The organism is Acidipropionibacterium jensenii (assembly GCF_005890135.1).
Lineage (GTDB): Bacteria > Actinomycetota > Actinomycetes > Propionibacteriales > Propionibacteriaceae > Acidipropionibacterium > Acidipropionibacterium jensenii.
Genome location: NZ_CP040635.1, coordinates 2,466,652 through 2,493,651 on the forward strand (window position 1 = coordinate 2,466,652; position 27,000 = coordinate 2,493,651).

The following is a 27,000-nucleotide window of genomic DNA, read 5'->3' on the forward strand; positions in this document are numbered from 1 at the left end:
GAGCCAGGGAGCCGGCCGATGAGGGAGACGCTGAGGAGTGCCGCGGACAGGGCGCTTCGTCGTCCTCCCATTGCCCACCTGGTGCGTGCCCAGGCTCGCTACTCCAGCCGGCTGGGGAATCACTTCGCCGCCTCCATCACCTTCTTCACGGTGCTCGCGGCGGTCCCCGTGGTCGCCTTCTCCTTCGCCACCCTGAGCGTGGTGCTGACTCATCTGCGTCCTGACATCTTCGATGCCGTCAAGGATCTGGTCATCCGGTCGCTGGGGTCGACCGGCGGCGCCCACAAGGTCACCGAGGTGATCGACTCGTCGGTGCGCAGCACGGGATCCTGGGGGACCCTGGCCACCACCATTCTGGTCACCCTGTGGACCGGCGTCTCATGGATCGGCGATGTCCGCTCGGGGGTGCTGGCCCAGTGGGAGCCCTCCTTCAGCATGGTCAAGGAGGACAAGAACCCGCTGGCCTCCAAGGCCCGAGACATGCTGTCCTTCATGACGGTCCTGGTGGTGCTGCTGGTGGTCTTCGCCACCGCCCAGGCTGGCTCGGCCCTGTCGGGGGCGCTCGGACGGCGTCTGGGCCTGGATCTGCTGCCGGGTCACACCGTCATCGTGACGATCTCCGGGCTGGTCGTCTCCACCCTCGCCGGGGCGCTGTTCTTCGTCTTCCTGTACGGCATCCTGCCGCGATCGCGGCGCAACTGGTCGGCGATCCTGCGCGGTTCACTGGCTGCCGGGGTGTGTCTTGCGGCGGTGCAGACCGGCGCCGGAATCGTGGTCCGGGCGGTCAGCGTCAACCGCGCCGTCCAGGCCTTCGGATCGATTGTCGTGGTGATGCTGGTGCTCAACCTGCTGGCCCGGATCATCCTCTTCGTGGCGGCCTGGATCGCCACCGCCGATCAGCCCGCGGTGGCGTTCCGGTGGCATGACGCCGATGCTCCCCTCGAGGAGCGCGAGGGAGCTTGGACCGCGGAGGGCCACTGGCAGGCCGCCCACGCCGACCGGGAGGCTCAGCGGCGCGAAGCCGAGGGGTCCGGCCCGGACACGACCCACGAGGAGGAGCAGGGCAGCGGAGAGGGCCAGGAGGTGGTGGCGACCGTCGCCGAGGACGGCCGCCGGGTGCGTGCCGGACTGACCGGCTTCCTGGCCGGGGTCGCGGTGAGTGCGGTGGCACTGCTCGGGTCGGTTCTGGTGTGGGCCGGGCTGCGTCATCGAAACCGTGACCGCCAGGACCAGACACCCTGAGCCCAACGAGAGCAGCGCCCGACCCCGCAGGGTCGGGCGCTGATGTGAGCACTCGGGCCACCAGCGACCCGAGTCGCTGGTGGCCCGAGTGCCTTGTAGTACGAGCTGGTGGTCCGTTGGCGTCGGTGCCCGCCGGGCTCCGACGCCAACCCTCAGTGCTGGAGCGGCTTCGGCGCGCCCTGCCCGATCTCGTCGAGCATCGAGGTGAACCAGGGCTGGGTGAGATCGAAGGGCTTTCCGCCCTTGATCCGGTCGAAGTCGATGTTGGTCAGCACGTCGCCGGCCTCCTCGTCCTGGCCGATGACCCCGGAGCGTCCCGACAGGGCGCACTCCACGGCCAGCTCGGTGCAGCGACCGATGAGCTCCAGATCGGCCTCGTTGGAGGCGGCCGAACGGGAGAAGTAGCCGGACTTCTGGACCATCGTCTTCTCGGCGGACAGCCTCTTGGCGAACTGCTTGCCGAACCACGCCCCGGGGTTGATCTTGTCGAGCTTGACGTGGCCGAAGGGGTCGCGCGGGACCTCCTCGCCGGACTTCTCCAGCTCGGCGATGATGGCGTCCAGGCCGGCCCCCTCGGACAGGAAGATGGTGACATTGCCGACGGTGTCCATCACCTTGTTGAGGCGCTCGGCCTCGGCGTCCAGGTCGATCTCGGCCTCGGGGAGGTAGACCGCGTGGATATCCCACGCCTCGCGCGACAGACCGATCTCGGGGACCCACTCCTGGGCGTCGAGCCACTCCCGGTACTTGGCGGCGGTGGCTGCGGTGAGATATCCGCAGTTGCGGCCCATCACCTCGTGGACGATGAGCATCCGCGAGCCGGAGTTGTGCTCGGCCACCACATTGGCGGCGAACTTCGCGCCCTGCTCGGCGGCGGTCCAGGCGCCCAGCGACTGGCGGATCGGGATGATGTCGTTGTCGATGGTCTTCGGCAGTCCGACGACGGTCAGGCCGTAGTCGTGCTCGGCGAGATAGGCGGCCAGGTCGGCCGCGGTGGTGTTGGTGTCATCGCCGCCGATGGTGTGCAGGACGTCGACCCCGTCGGCCACCAGCCGGTCGGCGGCCACCTTGAGAGGATCCTCGCCCTCGGCCACCAGGCCGCGACGGACCAGATCCTCCTTGTTGGTCAGCTTGACCCGGGAGTTGCCGATCGGCGAGCCGCCGAAGCGGTGCAGCACATCGGCCTTGGCACGCACCTCGTCGGTGACCGTCAGGTAGTCGCCCTTGAGCAGCCCCTGGTATCCGTACCGGTAGGCGATGATCTCGACGTCTGGGGCTACCTCGGTGTAGTGCTTGACCAGCCCGCCGACCGCCGTGGAGAGGCAGGGGGCGAAGCCGCCCGCCGTGAGCAGGGCGACCTTCTTGACCTGGGCCATGGTGTGGAGACCTTTCTTCGGGTGAGATGTCGCGCACCAGCCTAGGCCACCGTGGCCAGAGTCTTCCCAACAGGTGCCCGGACGTGCTGAGCTTGTCCCCATGACCACCACCGCCCTGCTCGGGACGCGCTGCCGGGAGCGCGGAGCCAGCATGTCGGTGGCGGCCGCCCTGCTGATGCCCTGCCTCATCCTGGCCGGGGGACTGGCGGTCGACGGCGCCCAGCAGGCCCGCGCCCGTCGGGAGGCCCACACCCTGGCCGCCCAGGCCTCCCGGGCGGGCTGCGACGAGGCCTCGGCCGCCCAGCTGGTCGGGATGGCGGGGGATGGCACGGCCCGCGCCCGGCAGGTGGCCGCAGCCGCCCCGGCGGGGGCGACGATGAGTGCGACGGTGAGCCGACAGGGCGATCTGCTCACCGTGCGGGTCAGCGTCACCCGGGCCACCATCGTGCTCTCGGCGATCGGTGTCGACGCGGTGCACGGGCACGCCCGGGCCAGCTGCCGGCTGGTCCCCCGGTAGTCGGCACCGGTAGGTCGCACCAGGGTTCGGGGGTCTCAGGGAGCGCTTGGACGCCACGAAGTGCCAGGTCCCGCGAGCGTACGGCAGCTTCGCGAGATCCTGATTGGCGGCCGCCCGGGGCCCTCCACCGATAGCATGTGGCAATGGCCCACTCCCACTACTATCCGGTCCACCCCGTCAACCCCCAGCGCCGCTCCCTCAACCAGGTGGTCGCTCTGCTCCGGGACGGGGGACTGATCGCCTACCCGACGGACTCGGGATACGCGTTCGGGTGCCGACTCGGCAACAAGGACGCTCTGGAGAGGATCCGCCGGATCCGCGATCTCGACGAGAAGCACCACTTCACCCTGGTGATGAGCGAGTTCGCCCAGGTCGGCCGGTACGTGCAGATGGAGAACTGGGTGTTCCGCACCATCAAGGCGGCGGTGCCCGGGCGCTACACCTTCATCCTGAGAGCCACCCGTGACGTCCCCAAGGTGATGCTGCACCCCAAGAAGCACACCGTCGGGGTGAGGGTCCCCGACCACGTCACCAGCCTGGCGCTGCTGGACGCCCTCGGCGAGCCGATCGTCTCCTCGACCCTCATCCTTCCCGATGCCGAGCAGCCGATGGACGACGGCTGGCAGATCCAGGAGACCCTGGGCCAGGAGCTGGACGCCGTGCTGGACTCCGGAGACTGCGGCACCGAGCCCACCACGGTCGTCGACTTCAGCTCCGGGGAGGCCGAGATCACCCGGATGGGCGCCGGCGACCCGACACCCTTCCAGTGAGCGGGGCAGTCTCAGTGAGCACGACGGGGCCAGTGAGCGGGACGGGGACGATGAACCCGTCCGAGCAGATTCTCGGGCTGCTGGGCGCGATGGACGAGGAGGTCCGTCTGATCCGCTCCGACCTCGTCGGGGCCCGGGTGGTTCCCGGGCCCTGCGAGATGATCGCCGGCCGTCTGGAGGGCCGTCCGGTGATCCTGGCGCGGTCGGGGATCGGCAAGGTCAATGCCGCCCTGGCGGCCGCGGCGATGGTCTCGGCCGGTGCCTCCTCGATCGTCTTCACCGGTGTCGCCGGCGCGGTGACCGAGGGACTGGGGATCGGCGATGTCGTGATCGGCGACCGCTTCGTCCAGCACGACGCCGACGGCACGGCCTTCGGCGACCCGATCGGCCAGGTGCCCGGAGAACCCCGGTTCTGGAGGCCCGACGAGGTCCTCAGCGATCGGGTGCACGCCGCCGCACTGGCCCTGACCGGCCCCGGCATCGGTCACGCGGTGGTGCGGGGAACCATCGCCAGCGGGGACCAGTTCATCGCCGACCCCGCCAGGGTGCAGTGGCTGCGCCGGACCTTCGACGCGGCGGCCGTCGAGATGGAGGGAGCGGCCCTGGCCCAGGCGGCGAGCCATCTGGGGGTGCCCTTCGCGGTCGTACGGATCCTCTCCGACTCCGCCGACGGGGACGCCGTCCAGGACTTCCCGGCGTTCCTGGCCGAGGCCGCCGAGCGGGACCGTCAGCTGGCCCGGATGCTGGTCGCCGGCTGAGAGGACCGCAGCAAGCCGTCAGGCGCGCACCAGCAGCGCCCCGACGTCGACCCGGACACGCATGGTGGTCGCCCTGGCGACCGGGTCCCCGTCGATCTCGGTGAGCACCGGACGGTCGGCCCTCACCAGGCAGGTGCGACTCGGGTCGTGCCGGATGATCCGGTGGCCGCGCCGCCGGGCGGTGACCGCCCACAGGGTGGCGGCCGCCCAACCGACCAGCCCCGAGGGGGAGAAGGTCATCAGGTCCAGATGGCCGTCGTCGATCTGCGCCTCGGGAACCAGCTCGATGCCGCCGGGCAGTAGTCCGCAGTTGCAGGCCAGCACCATCCGGCAGCGGCTGGTGAACGGCCGTTTTCCCTCGACGGTGGTCTCCACGCTGAAACCCCGTTGGGCCAGCACGGACAGCCCGGCCAGGATGTAGGCCGGCCAGCCGATCCGGTCCTTGGTCCGCGGCTCGGTGCCGGCCAGCGCCTCGGCGTCGAGCCCCATCCCGACGATGACGGTGAAGCACCGCTCTGGACCCTCGTCGAAGCGCACCCTGCCCAGGTCGACACGGCGCTCGGACCCGTCGAGCACGGCGGCCAGGGATGCGGTGAAGTCGTTGTGCGGCAGGCCGAGATTGCGCGCCAACAGGTTTCCGGTGCCCAACCCGAGAACACCCAGGGCGACATCGGTGCGAGCGAGCGCGGAGGCCACCTCGCGCACCGTTCCGTCGCCGCCGAGCACGCACACCAGATCGACCCCCGATGCCACGGCATCACGGGCCTTGCCGCAACCGTGGTCCTCGGCGGTGGTGGCCATCCACTCGGGATGGCGCCATCCGCGTGCGGCGCACAGCGCCTCGGCGGTGTGCTCGAGGGAGTCGATGTCGTCGACCTTGAGCGGGTTGTAGATGATGACCAGCCGTCCGGTGGAGGTGCTCGGGGCCATGTTCTCGACCCTATCCCGCCAGTCGGCCGATGAGGGCCTCGACCCGGGCGGCGGACCTGGCCACCCTGGCGGGACTCCGGTCGACGCGCAGTCCCTCGACCATCGCCGGCACCAGGGAGGGGTCGGCGCACAGCGCCAGATCCCCACCGGCGTCCAGGAAACGCCGTGCGCGCTCTGCGGCGGGCACCTGGGCGACCGCTCTGGCGGCACCCAGATCGTCGGAGACCACCACCCCGGAGAAGCCGAGCCGGCCCCTCAGCAGGTCTGTCACGACGGCGGTCGAGAAGACGGCCGGCCGTGCCGGATCGATCCTCGAGTAGACCGCCGAGGAGACCATCACGGTCTGGCTGCCGGCGACGATCCCGGCGCGGAAACTCTTCAGCCCCGGCGATGTCACCGATGCGGTGGTGTCGGTGGCCACCGCCAGATCGGTGTTGGCCCGCACCGCTCCCAGACCCGGGAAGTGCTTGACGCTGGTGGCCACCCCGCCCTGCCGGAACCCGGTGACCGCCGCGGTGACGAACCGGGCCACGGTGTCGGGGTTGGTGCCGTACCCCCGGTGCAGGGCCCCGATCGGTGCATTGGCGGAGCCCAGCCGAGGGTCGACGACGTCAGCCACCGGCGCCAGCACGAGATTGAGGCCGGCCCGTCGCATCTGCGATCCGGCGGTCCTGGCCAGACTGCGACAGACCGCCGGGTCCCCGGCGCCGAGGCGCTCGGCCGAGGGCATCGGGGTGAACGCGGGGGAGGTGAGGTTGTGGACCAGCCCGCCCTCCTGGTCCGCGGCGATGATCGCGCGCGGAAGGCCGGCGGCCCGGGCCGCCCGGTGAATGGCGGAGGTGGCCTCCCGGATCGCGCTGGTCGAGGACCAGTGGCCCAGCATGAAGACCCCCGCCAGCCGGTGCCGGGTGACCAGTGTGGCGACCCGGTCCAGATCGGATCCGGCGGGCAGCCCCACCATCAGGCAGTGTCCGGCCACGGGCTGGCGGGCGGAGGTGCGGGTGCTTGAGGCAGAGGCGGCCGAGGGCGTGCCGGGATGGCGTGCCGTGGTGGTGGCCGGCGTCCGGGACGTCGTTGAGGACAGTGAGGAGGACCGTGAGGTCGGGGCCGATCCGGTGACCGGATCGGCCCCGGACGGTGCCCGACCGGCGCATGCGGACAGGGTGGGTGCCAGTGCCCCGCAGACCAGTAGTGCTCGTCGAGAGATGGACATGGCCCCAAACCTAGTCACCGGAGCCGCTCACAGGTCCAGCCAGGATGATCCGGCGGGGCTCAACCGGACCGGGCGCCCCAGCAGGCCTGACATCGTCGCCCCCAGATCAGCTGCTCCCCGGCGAGGATCCGCTGCCTCCTCGGCGGTGCGGCCGACGGTGAGATCGACCCCCGTGGCGTGATAACTCAGGTCGAGCACCGGAATCCCGGCCGCGCGCAGCACGGCCTCCTCGCGGCCGGCATCGGCCATGGCAAGGGTGGTGGTGAACCTTTGCTGACGGACCCTGCGGGTCAGTGCGGCCTCGTCCAGGGCCCGGCCGACCGCCTCGGAGTAGGTGCGCAGCAGTCCCGAGGCGCCCAGCTTGATCCCCCCGAACCAGCGGGTGGTGACGGCGACGACGTCCGACAACCGCCCGTCGCGGTACTGCATCAGTTCCTGGAGGGTGGGGATGCCGGCGGTGCCGGCTGGTTCCCCGTCGTCGCTGGACCGTTGCACATCGCGGCCCGGCCCGATCAGGAAGGCGCTGACGTGGTGGCGGGCGTCATGGTGGGCCCGGCGCTGCTCGGCGATGATCCCACGGGCCCGGTCCTCGTCGTCGACCCGCACCAGCCTGGTGAGGAAGACCGACCTGCGCACCTCGATCTGGTGGCAGAGGTCGGTCCCGGCGGCCAGAACGGTGTACCCCACCCGGACAACACTGCCACACGGGTGCGCAGTGCTGTTCTCCGGTGGATTTCGCGTGGATGTTCCGTTCGGCGGCGAGCTGTTACAGAATGGGGCCATGGCTGAAGCAAGGATGCTCAATGCTGCAAATCTGAGACTTGCGATCAACGGTCTGCCGCTTCCCAGCGGCGGCGCGTCGACCGACATCGAGGCCGTCGCGCCGGTACTGGCGCGACAGCGCGAGCTGCGACGAGAACTGCCCGACGCGCTGTGCCCGGCCGACCGTCGGATCCAGGGGTTCATCAACCGCTACCTGGCGACCGCGGGGGTCGACGACGTCTCCCCCCGGCTGCCCGAGACCACCCTGGTGCTCGACGAGGCCGGGCTGGCACGCACCTTCTCGCTGCCCGTCGACGCCGACGAGTTCTCCTCCGGGCTGCTGTCGAGCTACCGGGTGGCCAACGGCGTGCTGCACAACCCGCGCCATGACCGGCGCACCACAGCTGGGGTGTTCCACATCGCCGAGGGGGGACTGGCCGTCCCCGACGACAAGAAGGCGGTCCCCGCCAGAGTCTTCGCCCTGATGCTGGAGCGCGCCTTCCAGGCCCCTGATGCCGACACCCTGCTGCCCTACAGCGCCACTCAGGACCCGGAGCACCAGGCGCACACCTATGTCTCCCTGCTGATGCGACCCATCGTCGTGCCACAGGTGCCCGGCCTGGTCTCCGAGCGTCGGATGGAGACCAGGTTCTTCACCCCCGGCGGCCTGGTCTCGAACCTCGACTTCGTGGAGGGAATCTTCGGAAACGCCGGGGACCCGCTGCTGCCCGCCAACGACGCCGCCCTCGCCCCGACCTCCTGGACCGGCCACACCGGATGCGTGATCCTCGCCCCGCACCTGAGCCTGCTCACCAAGAAGGAGCTCGGGCTGCCGCACGTCGACCAGGCCACCGAGCGCCAGCGTCGCGACGGGATGTGCTGGTCGAGCGAGGAGGAGTGCTACAACGAGGGCAAGGCCTTCAAGCTGTGTGCCCGCGACGAGTCCGGGGTGATCGTGACGATCATCGCCGACAACTACTACGGCTACTGCAAGAAGGAGGTCAAGACCCAGATCGGCTACTCCGCCAACCTCTTCGGGATCAGCGAGGAGGAGCACTCCGGAGGAGCCCGGGCCTACACCGCCTACAACGAGGGCGCGGAGTACACCACCGAGTCCCAGCCCGGTGATCCCAGCGTCGAGGAGGTGGTGGCCGCCAATCCGAACCGGTTCACCCGCCACCCCGAGGGATACGCCAGCGACAACGAGCTGGATGCCGTGGTCATCGTGCCCGGGCAGGCCCGGTTCTCCCTTCTCAAGGGGACCGTCGCGTGGACCGACGGGGAGGGCGTCGAGCAGGAGCTGCGGTTGCGGGTGGGCCACGAGTACCTGTCCACCACCGGGACCCGGATCCGGATCGAGCACTCGGAGATCGACAACCAGTGGGCGCTGATCCTGGTCGACGGTGCCTCCACCACCCTGCACAAGCAGTGCACCGTCTCCGGCGGCGGCAAGTCGGAGATCTCCAAGGCGATCTCCGACGCCTTCATCCCGGGCAGCGCCTACACCCCCGACTTCGACGCCGACATGGCCGCGGTCGACCAGATCCTGCACCGCGACTACTCGATGAGATTCGCCGACCCCGCCCTGGCCGGGACCGACCACCGTCTCATCCTGTCCCGCGAGAGGTCGGTGGGCTCGGTCATCAAGCTGCTCACCGTCTCCCGTGACTTCACCGACGACTACAACGCCTGGGTGTCCTCGATACCGCAGTTCCGCAAGGAGCTGGTGTTCACCATCAAGCGCTACTACAAGCCGGAGTGGGGGGCGAACTGGGCGTCCCACTTCTCGGTCTCACCGACCAATGGGAGACACGGCACGATGGTGCGCCTGGACGGCGAGAAGATTCGCGTCGACATGCTGAGGGTCGGTTTCGACGAGAGCGGGGCATGGCGGCTGTTCACCCTGCGACACGACTACGCACCCGACGTCAAGGTGCAGACCGAGGACGACATGACGGCCTCGGCCGTGGTGCCGGCGGGGCTGACGGTGGGCCCCGAAGACCTGTCGAGCAAGGTGGTCGCCAACTGCGAGGCCCTGCTCTTCCAGCGCCCCGACGATGCGATCCACCGCGGCTACGACCGCCAGACCGAGCGGGACATGTCCGGCACCGGACTGTTCATCTCGAACTACCAGCCGCTGACCCGCGAGGACGTCCGCGAGATGCGCGACGATGTGGTGGCCTTCAGCCAGTTCTCCACGCCGATGCGCCGGTTCCTCTCGGAGTTCGCCGACTCCGATCCCGCTGCCGGCCCCAAGTACGTGGTCTCCAGTGCCAACCCCCGGCTGATCGACGGGGTGGCCTCGAAGAACCCGCGCTACCTGCAGGTCCGCCCCGACATCTCGCACCCCCGCCAGACCCGGATCGCCGATCTCGCCTCCCACCTGTACCACCGCCGGCCGGTCGACGAAACCCTTCTCCTGCCGGTCGACGTGGTGGCCGCGGGACGGCGCAACAACCCGCCCGAGGAGCGCGTCCCGGCGCTGTGCTCCTACAACCCGCTGCACTACATGGAACTGCCCGAGCTGTTCATGGAGTTCATCTCCTCGATGACGGGCAAGAGCCCCTCCACCACCGGGGCGGGATCCGAGGGAGCCCTCACCAAGGGGCCCTTCAACGCGATGCCGGCGGTCTTCGACCTCAATGCGTCATTCCTGTCCTTCGTGCTGTCGGGATACGACGGCTGGCTCTCCTCGGCCGGCTGCATCGGCCCGAAGGTTCAGGTGGCCCACGACATCTCTCTGCTCATTCCCGAGCTGTTCTCCCGGATGTCGCCCACCGAGAGGGACGCCCGGACGCTCATCGCCGGCGGCTACCTGGAGAAGCTGGAGGACTACCAGTACCAGGGGGAGACGATCCTCGCCTCGCGGCTGGGCTACCGGATGACCGAGAAGTTCATGACGATGTACTTCGGCCGGATCTTCCTGCATCCCGACACGATCTTCACCCCCGAGATGCTGCGTCCCGAACTCCAGGACGAGCAGGTCTTCGCAGACTCGGTGCGCACCATCGCCGCCACCCATGCCAGGGTGGCCAGGGCGTACTTCGACGACCAGACGGTGGCGATGGCGGTGCCGCCGATCCGTGCCCTGCTGGAGATCATGGCCGAGGGCAGGTCCTCGGAGGGGCTGACCCTGGGATCGGCAGAGCTGCGCCAGATGTTCACCCGCGAGTCCGTGCTGGCCTCCGACTGGTACGCCGCCCGGCTGGATGCCAAGCAGGCCGAGGACATCAGACGGTCCGAGGCCGCGCTGGCTCATCTCCAGGAGTTCATCGACGATCCGCGCAACGGGACCGCCGCCGCCGAGATCGGCGCCGCCGACCGGGTGGCGGAGGTGAGGGCCTCCCACCAGAAGGTGACCTCTCCCCAGTACCGTCAGCTGCTGGTCGGCACCCTGGGACGGCAGGTCGACTTCCGGTTCTGACCGGGAGTCAGTCCACCCTGACCACCTCGTCGGCACGGGGCACCACCGCGGTCCACCCGAGTTCCTGGTGGATCCGGTCCTGCAGCGCCAGGGCGGACTCCTTCTCGCCGTGGACCAGATAGATCGTCTCAGGTTCGCGACCCAGGTCGCGCAGCCAGCCGATCAGGTCGTCGGCGTCGGCGTGCACCGAGAACTCGTCGTCGCTGACCACCCGGGCTCCGACCTTGACGTAGCGGCCGAACAGTTTGATCCGGCGGGCCCCCTCGGACAGGTCGCTGCCGCGGGTCCCGACCGCCTGGTAGCCGGTGAGGACCACCGCGTTGCGCGGGTCGGGGAGCAGCCGAGCCAGGTGGTGCAGGACCCGGCCGCCCTCGCACATCCCCGAGCTGGAGACGATGATCATCGGTTCGCGACGACCGCTGAGGGTCTTGGACTCGGCGGCGCTGCGCGTCTCCCGCAGATCGGGGATCTGGTCGAGCCACTCCATCCCGGCGCCGGGGAGCAGTTCGCCGGGCTCGGCCCGGTAGACGTCCAGGACCCGCAGCGCCATCGGCGAGTCGACCACCACCGGGACCTGCGGAATGCGCCCGTCGGCCATCATGTCGGCCAGCACGTGGAGCACTCCCTCGGTGCGGTCCACCGCAAAGGCGGGAATGACGACCTGGCCGCCGGCAGCCACCGCGCGCCGCACCGCCTCGGCCATCTCCTCGTGACCGGGGCCGGCCGGCTCGGGGTGGAGTCGGCCGCCGTAGGTGGACTCCATCACCACGGTGCGCGCCGGTGGGGGAGTCTGACGCGGTCGCAGGATCGGATGGGTGGGCCGACCCAGGTCCCCGGAGAACAACACGGAGGAGTCGTCGGTGGCCACATTGATGCTGGCCGATCCGAGGATGTGGCCGGCCCGCGTCCAGCGGGCCACCGCGTCGCGTCCGACCTGGACGTCCTGGCCCAGCGGGACTGGTCTGAACAGCGGCAGCGTGCGTTCGACATCGGAGGAGTCGTAGAGCGGGGTCGGACTGGTGTGGCGGGAGTACCGGCCCCTGATGGCGTCGGTGGTGGCCAGCTCCTGGAGGTAGGCGGAGTCGCGGAGCACGATCTCGGCCAGTTCCAGGGTGGGGCGGGTGGCGCGGATCGGCCCGCGGAACCCGAGCTTGACCAGGGCGGGCAGATACCCGGTGTGATCGGCGTGGGCGTGGGTCACCAGCACCTCGCCGATCCGTGCCGGGTCCATCATGAAGGGCGCCCGGTTGCGCAGTCGCAGGGTCTTCAGGCCCTGGAACATGCCGGCGTCGACCAGCAGGTGCTGGCCGGCGCGGCTGAGAAGGAATTTTGACCCGGTGACTGTTCCCGCGGCACCGAGGAAGGTCAATGTCACTGGTGTACTCATGACACCACTGTGCCCGCCCTCGGCGGCGCTGTCAGCCGGCTGGCGGAACCGGGACCCGCCGGGCGCTGGGCGGCAGGATGACCGGGCGGTCGCGTCCCATCGTGGTGGAGACGCTCCAGCCGGTGTCCAGGTCGGTGATCGCCGCCCCGACCATCCCGGAGGAATCGATGGTGTAGGTCTCCTCCACCCAGTGACCCTGGTCCACCGGGTGCACCTGCGCCTTGTCGATCGGGGCCCCGGATCTCTGCAGACCCTCGTCCAACGGCACGACGATCTCGGCGAAGGGACTCAGGTCCCCGCGGGGGGTGCCGTCGGCGTCGGTCCGGGAGAACTCGACGAACCGGTAGACCCCGATGTTGTGACGGGACTGGTAGCGGCGGGTGATGGTGGTGGGGGAGTCGAGCCGCAGGTTCTGGTCGGCCAGCACGTCGAAGGCCAGTTCCTGGCCCCAGTTCGTCTCCCGGAAGACGCCGAATCCGCGCGACAGCCGGTCGCGGATGCTGTGCGGGGAGGTCGGATCGGCGGCGATCGCCAGCCCGATGGCGGTGGAGGCGGTGGGATTGGGGGAGCGGTGGACCCGTCGGCCGAACAGCTCGCGGACCAGCCGGGGCACCAGAGGAAGCGAGGTGGACCCGCCAACCATGTCGATCCCGGCGACGTCGGACTTGGCGGGATCGGACTGCAGGAGCTTGCTGAGCGGTTCCATCACCGACAGGCTGCGGTCCACCAGTGGATGGCAGGCCTGTTCGAACTCGGCGACCGGAATCCGGACCGTCTCGTCGGGAAGGTCGACCAGGGCATTGCGAGACTGAGAGCGGATCCCCTCCTTCGCGAGTCGGCAGGCCTCCAGCAGGCTGTCTCGAGGGGGCACCTCGCCGGTGATCCGAGGGGTCACCAGATCGGCCAGGACACGATCGAAATCGTCGCCTCCCAGGTCGTTGAGGCCCACGGAGTCGATCACCTCGCCGCTGGTGCCCGACATGTCGACCAGGGAGGCGTCGAAGGTGCCCCCGCCCAGGTCGTAGATGATCACCCGGGTCCGCCGGGAGTTGAGGGTCCGCGACTGGCGCAGCGAGTACTCGAGTCCGGCGGCGGAGGGTTCGTTGACCATGCCCAGCACGGTGAACCCGGCCGCCTTGAACGCCTCGATGGTGACGAACCGCTGACCGGTGTGGGCATGGGCCGGGACCCCGACCACCACCCGCAGCTCCCCGTCCGCCCCGTTGAGGTGGATCTGATCGATGACATGGCGCAGGTAGGAGGTGAGCAGCTCGCCGATCGGCACGGCGGTGTCGCCGATGTGCACCGGGGTGGCGAAGGTCACCGCCGGGTTGGCCAGAGCGCGCTTGACCGATCGGATGCCGGGGCGGCCCGCAACCATGGCGGCGGCCGCAGCGAAACCGTGCACCATCTGACCGTCCACCAAGGCCGTGAGGCTGGGGATGTGGTCGTGGGAGTCCCCGTCCTCGTCCTGAAAGGACATCACGGGGTAGTTGCCACGGTCCACGGACGCGACCACTGTGTGGGTGGTCCCAAGGTCAATGCCGAGATCCATGGGGCCGAGCCTAGTCCGCCGCGTCCGGTCCGGCCGGCAGGTTCAGGACGTGTCGGCCGGACCGCGGCGGTGCGGATCCGAGGGGCTCAGCTGTGCCAGGAGTCGTCGCCGTGGCGGGGGCGGTAGGGGCCCTCGTCCTGGCCGGACGCCTCGGCCGAGGGGCCGGCGCCGGTGGAGGGCTCGTCGTCGTGACGGTCCTCGGGTGTCCCTACCTCGCCCCGCTGGGCGGTGCCCCCGGTGGTCCCGGCGGTGCCGGCGTCCCCTGTGCTCTCGGCGTCCCCTGTGCTCTCGGCGTCCCCTGTGCTCTCGGCGTCCTCTGTCTCGGAAGGGCTGTCGGAGTCGGTGTCCATCGCGCGCAGGAAGGCCTCCGCCTCAGCACCGATGTCGTCGGCACTGGGCAGCACGACGTGCTTCGACTCGATCTCGCGCTGCCCGTTCTGGCTGTCGTACTGCTCCTCCAGGTTGTGGACCATCGCCGAGAGCTCCTCGGAGTTGTCCACCTGGTTGGAGATCTGGGCGCGAACCACTCCGGCCGCCATCGCCAGGGCGTGGCTGGGCAGGGCGAGGCCGGTGGTCTTGCGGATCGCGTCGAGCAGACCGCGTGCCGCATCGGGATAGTCGAGATCCGACAGGTAGTGCGGCACGTGGGCCGCCAGCCCCAGCACGTCGTGGTCGTGCTCGGCCAGCCGCTGGGACAGCATCGCGGGGAAGGAGGCCGGCATCTGGATCTTCCCGAAGGGGGACTCCTCCCCGAGGATGAGCTCGGGCCGGCTCGCCCACCTGGTCACCTGGACCGGACGGGTGTGCGGGGCGGCCATCGGGATCGACTGGGTGACGATGCTCAGCCGCACGTCTGTCTGCCTGATGATCCGCTCGATGGCTCTGGCCATCCCCTCCCAGCGCAGTGCCGGTTCCGGACCGTCCAGCAGTAGGAAGTGCTGTTCCAGCTCATCGGTCACCTCGTGCAGGGTGATCGTCGGGGTCTCGTACCCCTCGAAGTGGTTCTCATCGAAGATGATGGGCGGCCGGGAGTCGCGATGGTCGAGGATCTCGTCGAGGGAGAACTGCCCCAGGGGTCGATGAGCCAGCTCCGACAGCAGGCTCTGGCGCAGCAGGTGCTGGGCGTGACCGGCGTCGATGAACGCCCCCAGGGTCATGATGAGAGTCGACACATCCAGTGCGCTGGGATCGACGTCGGGGCTCCAGCTGAACAGCTCGTCCTCGTCGCTCATGATGCCTCCTCAGTGTGCAGCACGCGTTCGGGCCACAGGTTCCGAAACAGCAGGTCCACGAGTGATATTCCACCAGACGGATCTGTGACGGAACCATGAACCCCGTACATTGGCGGGTATGGACGGGCTGTGGGTCACGGTGGCGCAGGACCCCCGAGGGGGGTTCGGCGTGGGGGAGTCCCATCTCTCCGAGCGGTTCTCGCACAGCTCGGGTCCCGGTGGCCAGGGAGTCAACACCTCATCGTCGCGAGTGGAGCTGAGCCTGGATGTTGCCGGCTGCCCCGACATTCCCGAGGCGTTGCGGCAGAGGATTCTCACCGGTCTGTCGAAGCGGTTGGTGGCCGGCGTCCTCACCGTGGCGGCCTCCCAGTACCGCGAGCAGCTGGCCAACCGACGGGCCGCCCGGCAGCGCATGGCGGAGATGCTGAGTGCGGCCGCCCGCCCGGTGCGGTCCCGAAGACGCTCGAGGCCCACCCGCGGATCCAGGCGACGTCGACTGGAGGACAAGAGACGTCGGTCGCGCACCAAGGCCGACCGGAGACCGCCCACCGACTGGTGAGGGGGCGGTCGCCACCACCGGACGGGTCCGGTGTCAACATCCTGGAAGCCGACCGTAACTGGTACGTAACGGCTCGCGCTTAACGTTGTCAACATCGAGCGACGACGCGGATTGGCGGCGTCTCGCGGCGCGACCGTCCCCGCCAAGTCCTCAGCAACTACAGTCTGACCCAGAGCCGACGAGAGGAATGCGATGACAACCGAGTTCGACATGAGGTTGGGGGAGGACACAGCGGACGCTCTCGCGTCGGACCGCGAGAGAAATCACCACATGTACTCCCCGGTGATGCAGCTGGTGACGCTGGTCGCGACGGGCGGGATCCTGGCCTATGCGGGATTTCTGCTGAATCCCTCCAACAGGGGAGACGTGCTGCCGTACTCCATCGTGATCATCGCCGAGACGGTCCTCATCTTCCACGCGCTGATGGCGATGTGGATCATCATCTCAGGCATGCGCGGGGCGCGCCCCTTCTCCTATCATTTCGCCCGCCAGTACATGTTCGACCCCGTCATCATCGAGACGACCTGCGCCGAGCCCGAGGATCCCTCCCAGTGGCCGATCATGTTCTCCGGCAGGCAGGCCGACGTCGACATCCTCATCACCGTCTACGGGGAGCCCGTTCCGGTGATCGAGCGCACGGTGCAGGCCGCCCTGGAGGTGCGCGGTCTCCACTCCACCTACATTCTCGATGACGGCGACTCCGACGAGGTGCGCGACCTCGCCAGCAGACGGGGGTGCCACTACATCCGTCGGCTCACCCACACCGGTGCGAAGGCCGGAAACGTCAACAACGCGCTGACGGTGGCCAAGAGCGAGTTCTTCATCATCCTCGACGCCGACTTCGTCCCCCGGCCGAACCTCATCGAGGAGACCCTGCCGTTCATGGTCGACGACCGGGTGGCCTTCGTCCAGACCCCTCAGACCTACGGGAACATGCACAACATCCTGTCGCGTGGGGCCGGATACATGCAGACGATGTTCTACCGCTACATCCAGACCGGCCGCAATCAGTTCAACGCGGCATTCTGCGTCGGTACCAATGTCATGTTCAGGCGATCCGCCGTCCTGGAGATCGGGGGCATGTACACCGGGTCGAAGTCCGAGGACGTCTGGACCTCGCTGATGCTCCACGAGAGCGGGTGGCGATCGGTGTACACGCCCATCACCGTCGCGATCGGGGATGCCCCCGAGACCATCGAGGCCTACAGCAAGCAGCAGCTCCGCTGGGCCACCGGGGGCTTCGAGATTCTGTTCACCCACAACCTGTTCAGTCCCCGCCACCGGCTCACCTCCAGCCAGCGGCTGATGTACTTCGTCACAGCGACCTTCTACCTGCTCGGTATCACCCCCGGTCTGTTGATGACGGTGCCCCTGCTGGAGATCTTCTTCGACCTGCACCCGATGAATCTCTCCGTCACCTGGTGGCAGTGGCTGCTCTTCTACGGCGGGTTCTACATCATGCAGATCGTGCTCGCCTCGGTGGTGCTGGGTCGATTCCGGTGGGAGGTGATGGTGCTGTCGGTGTGCTCCTTCCCGATCTACGCCAAGGCCCTCTTCAACGCCCTGGTGGGTATCGATCAGGCCTGGTCGGTGACCGGCGCGACGCGGAGGAGGCGGGGCGCAGCATTCAACTACATGATTCCCCAGGTACTGATCTTCGTCGCGGTGGTCCTCGCCCTGGCGACCTCGATCTGGCGGGATGTCCGGCTGGGCTTCCTCAACATCGCCACCGTCTGGCTGACCGTCAACTGCATCGCCCTGATCGCCTTCCTGTGGATCGGCGTCCAGGAGTCGATCCGGGCCGGGCGATCGGTGGCGCCGGCCGCCGCCGGCGCCCGCGTCGATCAACCGGCGCCGCGTCGCGGCGTCACCCTCGTCCCGGTCCTCGACCGCTCGCAGATCGAGGACGCCCGCGACTCCATCGGAACCGTCGCCAGTACCGGAGACCCGTCGTCCATCGAGTGGCCGGACACCCCGGCTGTCGCGCAACCCATGGCCCGCGGGAAACGGGCACCCAGGTCCTCACGCCTGCCGAGAAGAGGAGAGACCCCATGACCGCCATCAACCGAGTCAAACTCATCATCGGTCTCATCGTGGTGATCGCCATCAGCTGCTCCCTCATCCTGCTGTTCAATCAGCGGCAGTCGCAGGTCGACAGTCGTCAGGCGGAGGTACAGGCCCCGGTCGCCACAGTCGGAGTGGCCTACAGCGGCGTCGTCACCTCGCTTAAGGTCAGCAACGGCAAGCGGGTGAACAAGGGAGAGGTCCTCCTGGTGACCGCCAGCCAGGATCTCCAGCAGGCCGTCGCCCTGGGCGCCCGTCCCACCAGCAATATCGCCTTCGATGTCGACATCAAGGCCTCCACCATCACCTACAAGGCGGCCATCGACGGATACATCTCCGGACTGACCGCCCACGTCGGCAGCTACCTGGCGGCCGGTGGCCAGATCGCATCTGTGGTCGGAGACGGTGACCGCAGCGTCGTCGGGGTCTTCGAGCTCGACCCCACCCAGTACCAGCGCGTCGAGGTCGGCGCGCCGGTCAAGGTGATGCTGCCCGACAACACCATGCTGGTGGGCACCACCACCGACATCGAGGTGACCACCAGCGCCGGGTCGCGCACCAGCACCAAGATCTCGATCTCGTGCCCCGATCTGGTCAACCCCAAGTACCAGGCGATGGCCCGGCTCGGCAGCCCGGTGACCGCGATCGTGAGTCTTCGCGATGACGGCATCCTGGCCGGTCCGACCGACGCCCTGATGACCTTCCTCACCAAGATCGGACTGCGATGACGAGATCATCACGACATCTGATGCGCGTCGCCACACCGGCTCTGGCATTCGCAATGGCCCTGTCCGCCTGCAGCGGCTCCACCCCCTCACCGTCTCCCTCCTCCAGCGGTTCGGGAGCCTCGGCCAGCTCGGCCAACGGCGTCACCGCCCTGAGCGCGGCCAAGATCAAGCCGCTGGTGAGCAGCATCGGCAGCCAGGCGGGGGCAGATCTGAAGCCCGCCCGGCTGGCGAGCGGGCTCACACCGCCGACCAACAAGTGGTTCTCCGGCCTGGTCTTCGGCGGCACCGCCCAACCGGTCTTCCCGCTGCCGATGTCCTTCGGGCTGTCCGGGGCGGGATTCTCCTTCGGACTGCCGGTGATCACCAGCTCGGACAAGACGATCATGGGCGGCTACCGCCCGTCGATCCAGGTCGGTGCCGGCGCCGACTCCTGGCAGGTGACCCGCTATGACGAGATGTCGGTGACGTTCACCGGCCGGAAGGGCGGATCGCCGATCGGCACGGTGACGATCGCCCAGGGATCCCCCTTCATCACCTTCACGGCGGCCGGGCAGCGCCAGATCACCACGAACCTGCCCTTCGCCGGGTCGGGCTCACCGTGGGCGGTCCAGGCCGGTGAGGACCGATACGGCCTGACCGGTTCGGAGGGGGTCTCGGTGTCGGGAGGCACCGTGACGGTGCCCGACCGCGGTCACGCCACCTTCTACGTCATGCCGGAGGGCGGGGACGCCGCCACCATGGCAGCCCTCGCCGCCAGCCCGCTGAAGGCCACCGCGTCGTCGTACACGCTGTCGGGCAGCACCGCGACCACTCGTCTGTCCTACACCACCCAGAACGGCTCACCGACCGGGATCGTGGCCCTGCCGCACCAGCAGGCGGGCCTGGTCGCCGGTCAGAGCTGTGACCTGGGCCGCTACCGCAGCATCCTGGGAACCCTGAAGCTGTGCCGGGGGACCGCGATGAGTTGGACGACCCCGACCCGACCGGCGACCGCCCAGTTGGACCTGTCCGGGCTGGACGACACCCGTCGTGCGACCCTGCGCAAGCAGGTCGATGCCGACGTCCAGGCCTTCAAGCCCTACCCGGCCGACACCTACTTCGGCGGCAAGGCGCTCTACCGGGATGCCCAGCTCTACACGATCGCCAAGCAGATCGGCGCGACCTCCTCGGCGACCGCCCTGCGCACCCGGATCGTCGCCCAGTTGAACCAGTGGGCGAACCCCGCTGGATGCGGTGGCAGGACGAGCCTGTGCTTCTACTACGACCGCACGAACAAGGGCATTGTCGGGCTCACCCACTCCTTCGGCTCCGAGCAGTTCAACGACCACCACTTCCACTACGGATACCTCCTGTACGCGGCCGGGGTGATGGCCGCCGACGACCCGTCCCTGGTGGAGAAGCTGCGTCCGGTGATGACCCTGCTCGCCGCCGACATCGCCTCTCCCTCCGACACCGGCGCCTTCCCACAGCGTCGGAACTTCGATCCCTACGTGTCGCACTCCTGGGCGTCGGGGACCTCTCCCTTCGCCGACGGGAACAACCAGGAGTCGGCCAGCGAGGCCGTCAACGCCTGGGTGGGGCTGGGTGTCTGGGCGCGCGCGGCGGGGGACAGCCAGCTGGCGGGGGAGGCGACCTGGATGCAGGCCCTGGAGAGCGCCTCCTCGCTGGCCTACTGGACGAACTTCGACACCAAGGATCCGGTCTACAAGGGGTTCAACCACAGCATCACCCCGCTGGTCTGGGGTGGCAAGCGCGACTACGCGACCTGGTTCTCACCCGAGCCGGCCGCGGCCCTGGCCATCCTGCTCATCCCGATGAACCCCTCCTCGGGCTATCTGGGGTCCGATCCGGCACGGGTCCGGGTCAACCTCGCCGAGGCTCTCGGCTCGCGCGGGTACCGCCAGACCTACGGGGACCTGCTGCTGCTCTACTCGGCACTGCAGGGCAGTGCCCAGCGCGACGCCGCGATCAGGCAGGCGGCGTCCCTCACCTCGATCGACGACTCGCTGACCCGCAGCTACATCCTCGCCTACCTCTACAGTCTGAAGTGATCCCTGCTCCCTTCCTGGAATCCGCCCCGGGGCTGGATGCCGCGCCGTCCTGAGCGCCTCGAAGGTGGTGGGGCCGCCCCTCCGAGGCGGTGTCGGGCGAGTTCGGCAGGGGAGCTGGATCCGACAGAGTGCGACCCGGGCGAACCGGCCCGAGCATGGTTGTGGCCCCGTCCGACGGACGGGGCCACAACCATGCTCGGGACGGGCAGTCGATCAGTCCTTCGTGCTGTCCTCGACGACCCCGGCCATCTGCGTGTCGATGTCCTGGGTCAGCTCCTCCCCGCCGTTGAGCCGGGAGTGCTTCTTCGAGTACACGAAGTAGATGACCAGTCCGAGGGCCATCCAGATGAGGAACCGCATCCAGGTCTCCACCGAGAGATTGAGCATCAGGTAGAAGCAGATCAGCGCCGAGAGGATCGGGATCAACGGAACCAGCGGCACCCGGAAGGCGCGCGGCAGGTCGGGACGCTTCCTGCGCAGCACGATGATGCCGATGGAGACCATCACGAAGGCCAGCAGAGTGCCGATGTTGACCATCTCGTCGAGGATGCCCGGGGGCACCAGGGCCGCGGCCAGGCCGTCGGCCACCATCACGACGATGGTGATGACGTAGGGGACCCGGGTCCTGTGGGAGATCTTGGACAGCGCCGGGGGCAGCAGGTGGTCGCGCGACATCGCGAAGATGACGCGGGTGGCGCCGACCATCATGGTGAGCACGACCGTGGTGAGGCCGGCCACCGCACCGGCGGAGATGATGACGGCCATCCACGGCTTTCCGACCATCGTGAAGGCCTTGGCCAGGGAGGCGCTGGGATCCAGCTGGGTGTAGGGCACCATTCCGATGAGCACCAGGGAGATGGCGATGTAGAGAATGGTGCAGATCACCAGGGACCCGAGGATGCCCAACGGGATGTCGCGCTTGGGGTTCTTGGCCTCCTCGGCGGTGGTGGCCACCACGTCGAAGCCGATGTAGGCGAAGAACACCAGGGCGGCTCCGGCGACGATTCCCGAGGCGCCGAAGGCGGTGGGCTGGGAACCGGTGAACCACTGCAGCAGCGGCTGGGTGAGTCCGGCGGCCGAGCTCTCGGTCGGCGCCTTGGCCGGGATGAAGGGGTGGAAGTTCGCTGCCCGGACGTAGCCGATGCCGGCGAAGATCACGAACAGCACGACGAACAGCTTGAGGGCCACCAGAGCGGTGTTGACGCGCATCGACTCCTTGATGCCGCCGAGCAGCAGCAGTCCCAGAACGACGATGATGCCCATCGCCAACAGGTCGACGCGGCCTCCGGAGACGATCTCGGGTGGCAGGTGGATGCCCAGCTCTCCGAGCAGCACGGTGCAGTACGCGCTCCAACCCTGGGCCACCACGGAGGAGGCCAGGAAGAGTTCCAGGAAGAGGTCCCAGCCGATGATCCAGGCGAAGATCTCGCCCATCGAGGCGTAGGAGAAGGTGTAGGCCGATCCGGCCACCGGGACGGTGGAGGCGAACTCGGCGTAACACATGGCAGCCAACCCGCAGGCCACCGCGGCCACCAGGAAGCTGATGATGATCGACGGGCCCGTCATCGAGTGGGCGACACGGCCGGTCATGGTGAAGATTCCGGCGCCGATGACGACGCCGATTCCGAAGGTCGTCAGTTCGACCCAGGTCAGATTCTTGTTGAGCTTGTGCTCTGGATCCTCGGTGTCGCGGATCGACTGTTCCACCGATTTCACTCGCAGGATACTCACGGGACTTCCTTCTCCGGTTCCACTGTTCGAGTCTGCGGCCCGACTGGCGGGTAACCGTCCCTTGTCGCGGGACGGCTTCCAGACCGGCACCGTTGCGTGTCACCACGCAGCGCGGACCACGCATGATGGGTCGAGAACCTACGCCCGCCACGTTACGACTGGAATACCGGCCCGGTGCTGCCCGCATGCCGAGACGTCGCGAGCCGGCCCGGAGGATGGCCGAATCCCGGCGAAATGACATAATGTCGCTTATCGGACAACTGGTCCGGGCTCAGAACTGATCGAGGAAGGCCTGCGCGTCGGTCCCGTCGGGCAGCTTGCGACGGACGAACTCCTCGGCCCTGCGACGGGTCGGACGCAGGCTGATCCAGACCACCGCGGCAGTGAGCACCATTCCGAGGCTGACCTGGGCCGCCGACAGTTCCATGATGAATCCCAGCGCGAACAGAAGGATTCCCGGCGCCTCGGTGGCCGCCATCGTCATGAAGAACTGAGCTCCGTAGGCCGTTGCCAGGTCGGCCGGGGTCCTGACCGCCGGGCTGATGAGCCCCACCACCCGCGACAGAGCCAGAGAGACGACCGGCGCCGCGATGGCCGCGCCCCATCCCAGGACCGGGTTTCCTGTGAATTGTCTGTCAAGGACGAACCACGAGGCGCCGACGATCACCACCAGGGCGATCGCCACCGTGGCCGTGATGATCCTCAGCATCGCCACCTGCCCCTGTCCGGGGCGCAGTGGCCTGCTGGTGGAGTAGTCGACCATCAGAAGTTGATCATGTGGCCGCCGATACCTTCCGCGGCGTCCTTGAGGGCCTCCGACAGGGACGGGTGCGCGTGAATGTTGCGGCCGATCTCCTCGGCGGTGATGTCCCACAGCTGCGCCAGGGTCAGCTCCGGGAGCAGCTCGGAGACGTCGGGGCCGATCAGGCTGGCACCCAGCAGCTCGCCGTGCCGGGAGTCGGCGACGATCTTGACGAAACCGGTGGCATCCCCCAGGCCCCAGGCCTTGCCGTTGGCGGCGAACGGGAACTTGCTCACCGTGACGTCGTAGCCCTTCTCCTTGGCCTGGGCCTCGGTGTACCCGAAGGACCCGATCTGGGGCTGGCAGTAGGTGGCGCGCGGGATCATGTCGTAGTTGATCGGCATCGTCTCGGCCCCCGCGATGGTCTCGGCGGCCACCACCCCCTGAGCCTCCGCGGTGTGGGCGAGCATCAGCTTGGCGGTGCAGTCCCCGATCGCGTAGATGCCCGGCACATTGGTGCGCATGTACTCGTCGATGGCGATGGCGCCCCGGTCGGTGAGCGTGACCCCGGTCTTATCCAGCCCGAATCCCTCGGTGCGCGGGGCGAAGCCGACGGCCTGGAGCACCCGATCGGTCTCCAGCACCTGGGCCTGGCCCCCGGCAGCCGGCGAGACGGTGACCTTGACCTTCTCCCCCGAGTCGTCGATGGCGTCGACCTTGGTGGAGGTGAGAACACTCACCCCGAGCTTCTTGTAGGCCTTGGCGAGCTCGGCGCTGATCTCCTTGTCCTCATTGGGGACGATCCGGTCGAGGAACTCGACGATGGTGACCTTGGTGCCGTAGGCGGCCAGCACGTAGGCGAACTCGGTGCCGATCGCCCCGGAGCCGGCGATCACGATCGACTGCGGGACGGACTCGGAGAGGATCTGCTCCTTGTAGGTGACCACCCGCTCGGACAGTTCGGTGCCGCGCAGCGTCTTGACAACAGAGCCGGCGGCGATGATGCAGTTGTCGAAGGTGATCTCCTCGCTCACCGCACCGCCGTCATCCTTGACGACCACCGTCCTGGGGCCGGTGAACTCCCCCCACCCGTTGAACTCGGTGATCTTGTTCTTCTTCATGAGGAAGTGGATGCCGTTGACCATCCGCTTGGAGACCGCCCGTGAGCGGGAGAAGGCCTTCTTGTAGTCCACCGAGACCTCACCGGAGATCCCGAAGGTGTCGGCCTCGCGGGTGACGATGTTGGCCAGTTCGGCGTTGCGAAGCAGGGACTTGGTCGGGATGCAGCCGACGTTGAGACACACCCCGCCCCAGTACTCCTTCTCGATGATGGCGGTCTTCTTGCCGAGCTGTGCTGCGCGAATCGCTGCCACATAGCCGCCGGGGCCGGCACCAAGGACAACGACGTCGAAGTGTGAGGTCATGGCGCCACTCTAACGGGCCGCTCCGAAGTCGTCAGTCCGAACGCGGCGCGGTGACTTCAGCCGTCGTCGAACGGCGCTCTCCCCCCCCCGAGCGCCACACTCACCGAGACCGGGGACTGTCGATCTCGAATATGATATATTCCCGGCAATCGCATCGCGAAAGGACTACTCGTGGACACCCTCAGCCCAGCCTCCGTGGGACGGCTCATCCGTGACGCCCGCAAGCAGCGCGGCCTGACGCAGACCCAGCTCGCGGATCTCCTCAAGACCTCCCAGAGCGCCATCCACCGGGTCGAGGCGGGACACCAGAACCTGTCCCTCGACTACATCAACCGGATCGCCGAGGCCCTGGAGTCGCCGCTGATCTCCACCCCGAAGTCCGGGACCTCGATGAACTACCGGATCCAGGGCGGCAAGACCCTGTCGGGCAGTATCGAGGTGCGCTCCTCCAAGAACGCCGCGGTCGCCCTGCTGTGCGCCAGCCTCATCAACCGCGGGCACACCGTGCTGCGCGGCCTGGCCCACATCGAGGAGGTCAACCGGATCCTCGAGGTGCTGGCCAGCATCGGTGTGAAGGCCGACTGGTCCGAGGACGGCAAGGACCTCACCCTGGTCCGGCCCGCCGAGCTCGATCTGGACGCCATGAACGTCGAGGCCGCCCGGCGCACCCGCAGCGTGCTGATGTTCCTGGGCCCGCTGATGCACTTCTACGACGAGTTCAAGCTGCCCTACGCCGGCGGCTGCAACCTGGGCGCCCGCACCGTGGAACCCCACCTCCAGGTGCTGCGCGCCTTCGGGCTGGACGTCGTGGCCACCGAGGGGGCCTACCAGGCCCGTGTGCACGACCGCACCCTCAAGGAGCGCCACATCGTCCTCACCGAGCGCGGCGACACGGTCACCGAGAATGCGCTGCTGGCCGCCGCGCAGATGCCGAGCCTCACCGTGCTGCGCAACGCCAGCCCGAACTACATGGTCCAGGATCTGTGCATCTTCCTCACCAAGCTCGGCGTCCAGATCGAGGGGATCGGCTCCACCACCCTGAGGATCCGCGGGGTGGCCGACATCAACTGCGACGTCGAGTACTTCCCCTCCGAGGACCCGATCGAGGCGATGAGCCTCATCACCGCCGCGGTGGTCACCAAGTCCGAGCTGTCGATCACCCGCTGCCCCATCGAGTTCCTCGAGATCGAGCTGGCCATCCTCCACGAGATGGGTCTGGACTTCACCCTCAGCGAGGAGTACCCGTCCAACAACGGGTACACCCGGCTGGTCGACATCACGGTGCGCCCGAGCCATCTGAAGGCCGTCGCCGACAAGATCGCCCCGATGCCCTTCCCCGGACTCAACATCGACAACCTGCCCTTCTTCGCGGTGATCGCCGCCGAGGCCGAGGGGCAGACCCTCATCCACGACTGGTGCTACGAGAACCGGGCCATCCACCTGGTCGATCTCGGCAAGCTCGGTGCGAACGTCCAGCTGCTCGACCCGCACCGACTCATCGTGGTCGGGCCGACCCGCTGGCGGGGACGCGAGCTGATCTGCCCGCCGGCCCTGCGCCCGGCGGTGTGTCTGCTGCTGGCCGCACTGGCCGCCCAGGGGGAGACCGAGCTGCGCGACGTCTACATGATCAACCGCGGCTACGAGGACCTGCCCGCCCGGCTGGGGGCACTGGGAGCCGACATCAAGGTGTTCAACGACTGAGTCGGCGCCGGCTCGGCGCTGACGAGCTGGTCCTGGGCCTGGACCAGGGCCAGCTCCTGTCGTCCCAGCCGCACCGTCTCGGCCAGCACCGCGTGCACCGACCCGGCGGTGGCGCCCAGCGCGGCGGCCAGCTCCTCCCCCGCCAGCAGATGAGCCAGCAGGACCGCCGCGGTGAGATCCCCGGACCCGTCGAAGTGGGCGTCCAGGACCGGTGTGGAGACCAGGACCGCGCTCTCGGCGGTGACCGCGACCATGTGCACCTGGTCGGCCGGCAGGTCGGCGGCGGCCACCGAGGTCACCAGCACCGTCGCGGTGCCGGCCGCCACCAGGGTGCGGGCGGCCGCCACCACCTGCTGGACCGAGGAGGGCCGCATCCCGGTGAGGGCCTCCAGCTCGAAGAGGTTCGGGGTGAGGATGTCGGCGCGGCCCGGAGCCCGTCGGCCCAGGAAATCGCGCACCTCGGGCGGCACGTAGAAGCCGGTGCCGCTGTCCCCCATCACCGGGTCGCAGCAGAACAGCACCTTCGGGTTGAGCTCCCTGAGACGGTCGGCGGTCTCCCAGATCACCTCGGCGGTCTCGGCGGTGAGATATCCGCTGAGCAGCGCGTCGACCTGACCGAGCACCCCGTTGGCCTCCATCGCGTCGACGATCGCGCGCAGTTGGTCGGCGCCCAGCGACGGCCCGGCGACGTGCGGGCGGGCGTTGTCATTGGACAGCACCACGGTGGGCAGCCCCCAGGTCTCCACGCCCAGACGCTGGAGGGCGAAGACCGCCACCGAGTTGCCGACCGATCCGACGGTCACATGGGACTGAATGGACAGAACGGTGCTCACG

21 protein-coding genes are annotated in these 27,000 nt (G+C 68.5%); 10 read left to right on the top strand and 11 right to left on the bottom strand.

The genetic code is table 11. From position 1 onward, the window contains the following. The first annotated feature begins 81 nt into the window (after positions 1 to 81). Positions 82 to 1,242: a YhjD/YihY/BrkB family envelope integrity protein gene (locus tag FEZ32_RS11035; RefSeq protein ID WP_051238124.1), complete on the top strand. Its 1,161-nt coding sequence runs from the start codon at positions 82 to 84 to the stop codon at positions 1,240 to 1,242. 152 nt (positions 1,243 to 1,394) lie between these two features. Here FEZ32_RS11035 and FEZ32_RS11040 read toward each other — a convergent pair whose 3' ends face one another. Then, positions 1,395 to 2,618 carry a pyrophosphate--fructose-6-phosphate 1-phosphotransferase gene (locus tag FEZ32_RS11040; RefSeq protein ID WP_028702445.1) on the bottom strand — a complete coding sequence of 408 codons (1,224 nt, stop codon included), beginning with the start codon at positions 2,616 to 2,618 and terminating at the stop codon, positions 1,395 to 1,397. A gap of 100 nt (positions 2,619 to 2,718) precedes the next feature. Between FEZ32_RS11040 and FEZ32_RS11045 the strand changes: the two genes are divergently transcribed. The 3 genes from FEZ32_RS11045 to FEZ32_RS11055 all read left to right on the top strand — a co-directional run bounded on the left by FEZ32_RS11045 (position 2,719) and on the right by FEZ32_RS11055 (position 4,663). Next, positions 2,719 to 3,135 (top strand): pilus assembly protein TadG-related protein, encoded by a 417-nt coding sequence (locus FEZ32_RS11045; RefSeq protein WP_097798768.1) that lies wholly within the window; start codon positions 2,719 to 2,721, stop codon positions 3,133 to 3,135. A gap of 143 nt (positions 3,136 to 3,278) precedes the next feature. Further along, complete coding sequence (locus FEZ32_RS11050; RefSeq protein WP_138680610.1) at positions 3,279 to 3,905, top strand: L-threonylcarbamoyladenylate synthase; 627 nt, start codon at positions 3,279 to 3,281, stop codon at positions 3,903 to 3,905. Between the two features lie 68 nt (positions 3,906 to 3,973). After that, positions 3,974 to 4,663 carry a 5'-methylthioadenosine/adenosylhomocysteine nucleosidase gene (locus tag FEZ32_RS11055; RefSeq protein WP_474391397.1) on the top strand — a complete coding sequence of 230 codons (690 nt, stop codon included), beginning with the start codon at positions 3,974 to 3,976 and terminating at the stop codon, positions 4,661 to 4,663. A gap of 18 nt (positions 4,664 to 4,681) precedes the next feature. Here FEZ32_RS11055 and FEZ32_RS11060 read toward each other — a convergent pair whose 3' ends face one another. Genes FEZ32_RS11060 through FEZ32_RS11070 form a run of 3 tightly spaced genes read right to left on the bottom strand, consistent with a single transcriptional unit; the run spans position 4,682 to position 7,493 of the window. Beyond that, positions 4,682 to 5,593, bottom strand: a complete 912-nt coding sequence (locus FEZ32_RS11060; protein WP_097798770.1) for a diacylglycerol/lipid kinase family protein — start codon at positions 5,591 to 5,593, stop codon at positions 4,682 to 4,684. 10 nt (positions 5,594 to 5,603) lie between these two features. Further along, positions 5,604 to 6,806: a glycoside hydrolase family 3 N-terminal domain-containing protein gene (locus tag FEZ32_RS11065; protein WP_138680611.1), complete on the bottom strand. Its 1,203-nt coding sequence runs from the start codon at positions 6,804 to 6,806 to the stop codon at positions 5,604 to 5,606. Between the two features lie 27 nt (positions 6,807 to 6,833). Then, entirely contained in the window at positions 6,834 to 7,493 is a 660-nt protein-coding gene (locus tag FEZ32_RS11070) for an IMPACT family protein (RefSeq protein ID WP_244937863.1), read from the bottom strand. Positions 7,494 to 7,587: 94 nt separating this feature from the next. On the opposite strand from FEZ32_RS11070, the gene FEZ32_RS11075 reads away from it, so the two are divergent. Further along, positions 7,588 to 10,992 carry a PPi-type phosphoenolpyruvate carboxykinase family protein gene (locus FEZ32_RS11075; RefSeq protein ID WP_138680613.1) on the top strand — a complete coding sequence of 1,135 codons (3,405 nt, stop codon included), beginning with the start codon at positions 7,588 to 7,590 and terminating at the stop codon, positions 10,990 to 10,992. 7 nt (positions 10,993 to 10,999) lie between these two features. Here FEZ32_RS11075 and FEZ32_RS11080 read toward each other — a convergent pair whose 3' ends face one another. The 3 genes from FEZ32_RS11080 to FEZ32_RS11090 form a co-directional block, all read right to left on the bottom strand. Further along, on the bottom strand, positions 11,000 to 12,379 hold the full coding sequence (locus FEZ32_RS11080; protein ID WP_097798774.1) for an MBL fold metallo-hydrolase RNA specificity domain-containing protein: 1,380 nt from the start codon (positions 12,377 to 12,379) through the stop codon (positions 11,000 to 11,002). Between the two features lie 31 nt (positions 12,380 to 12,410). Then, positions 12,411 to 13,934 carry an Hsp70 family protein gene (locus tag FEZ32_RS11085; RefSeq protein WP_097798775.1) on the bottom strand — a complete coding sequence of 508 codons (1,524 nt, stop codon included), beginning with the start codon at positions 13,932 to 13,934 and terminating at the stop codon, positions 12,411 to 12,413. A gap of 86 nt (positions 13,935 to 14,020) precedes the next feature. Beyond that, complete coding sequence (locus FEZ32_RS11090; RefSeq protein WP_217496598.1) at positions 14,021 to 15,166, bottom strand: PAC2 family protein; 1,146 nt, start codon at positions 15,164 to 15,166, stop codon at positions 14,021 to 14,023. A gap of 118 nt (positions 15,167 to 15,284) precedes the next feature. On the opposite strand from FEZ32_RS11090, the gene arfB reads away from it, so the two are divergent. From arfB to FEZ32_RS11110, 4 genes are all read left to right on the top strand, one after another. Then, positions 15,285 to 15,725 carry an alternative ribosome rescue aminoacyl-tRNA hydrolase ArfB gene (gene arfB / locus FEZ32_RS11095; RefSeq protein WP_051238128.1) on the top strand — a complete coding sequence of 147 codons (441 nt, stop codon included), beginning with the start codon at positions 15,285 to 15,287 and terminating at the stop codon, positions 15,723 to 15,725. Positions 15,726 to 15,917: 192 nt separating this feature from the next. Further along, complete coding sequence (locus tag FEZ32_RS11100; RefSeq protein ID WP_138680614.1) at positions 15,918 to 17,780, top strand: glycosyltransferase family 2 protein; 1,863 nt, start codon at positions 15,918 to 15,920, stop codon at positions 17,778 to 17,780. Beyond that, positions 17,777 to 18,517, top strand: coding sequence for an HlyD family secretion protein (locus tag FEZ32_RS11105; RefSeq protein WP_097827987.1), 741 nt, complete (start codon positions 17,777 to 17,779; stop codon positions 18,515 to 18,517). Before FEZ32_RS11100 ends, FEZ32_RS11105 begins: the two co-directional genes overlap by 4 nt. Continuing rightward, positions 18,514 to 20,568, top strand: a complete 2,055-nt coding sequence (locus tag FEZ32_RS11110; protein ID WP_084149242.1) for a glycosyl hydrolase — start codon at positions 18,514 to 18,516, stop codon at positions 20,566 to 20,568. The genes FEZ32_RS11105 and FEZ32_RS11110 overlap by 4 nt, the downstream gene beginning before the upstream one ends. Positions 20,569 to 20,781: 213 nt before the next feature. Here FEZ32_RS11110 and FEZ32_RS11115 read toward each other — a convergent pair whose 3' ends face one another. The 3 genes from FEZ32_RS11115 to lpdA all read right to left on the bottom strand — a co-directional run bounded on the left by FEZ32_RS11115 (position 20,782) and on the right by lpdA (position 24,465). Further along, entirely contained in the window at positions 20,782 to 22,299 is a 1,518-nt protein-coding gene (locus tag FEZ32_RS11115) for an amino acid permease (protein WP_028702456.1), read from the bottom strand. A 271-nt stretch (positions 22,300 to 22,570) separates the two neighbouring features. Then, the gene (locus FEZ32_RS11120) at positions 22,571 to 23,062 is read right to left on the bottom strand and encodes a hypothetical protein (protein ID WP_138680615.1); all 492 of its coding nucleotides are present in this window, start codon (positions 23,060 to 23,062) and stop codon (positions 22,571 to 22,573) included. Then, on the bottom strand, positions 23,062 to 24,465 hold the full coding sequence (gene lpdA, locus FEZ32_RS11125; protein ID WP_138680616.1) for a dihydrolipoyl dehydrogenase: 1,404 nt from the start codon (positions 24,463 to 24,465) through the stop codon (positions 23,062 to 23,064). The genes FEZ32_RS11120 and lpdA overlap by 1 nt, the downstream gene beginning before the upstream one ends. Before the next feature lie 171 nt (positions 24,466 to 24,636). On the opposite strand from lpdA, the gene FEZ32_RS11130 reads away from it, so the two are divergent. After that, complete coding sequence (locus tag FEZ32_RS11130; RefSeq protein WP_036980882.1) at positions 24,637 to 26,166, top strand: helix-turn-helix domain-containing protein; 1,530 nt, start codon at positions 24,637 to 24,639, stop codon at positions 26,164 to 26,166. Here FEZ32_RS11130 and pdxY read toward each other — a convergent pair. Continuing rightward, a complete protein-coding gene (gene pdxY, locus FEZ32_RS11135) occupies positions 26,103 to 26,999 on the bottom strand; it encodes a pyridoxal kinase (RefSeq protein WP_051238131.1) in 897 nt (298 codons plus the stop codon). The two genes, FEZ32_RS11130 and pdxY, sit on opposite strands and share 64 nt — an antisense overlap. Position 27,000: the final 1 nt, after the last annotated feature.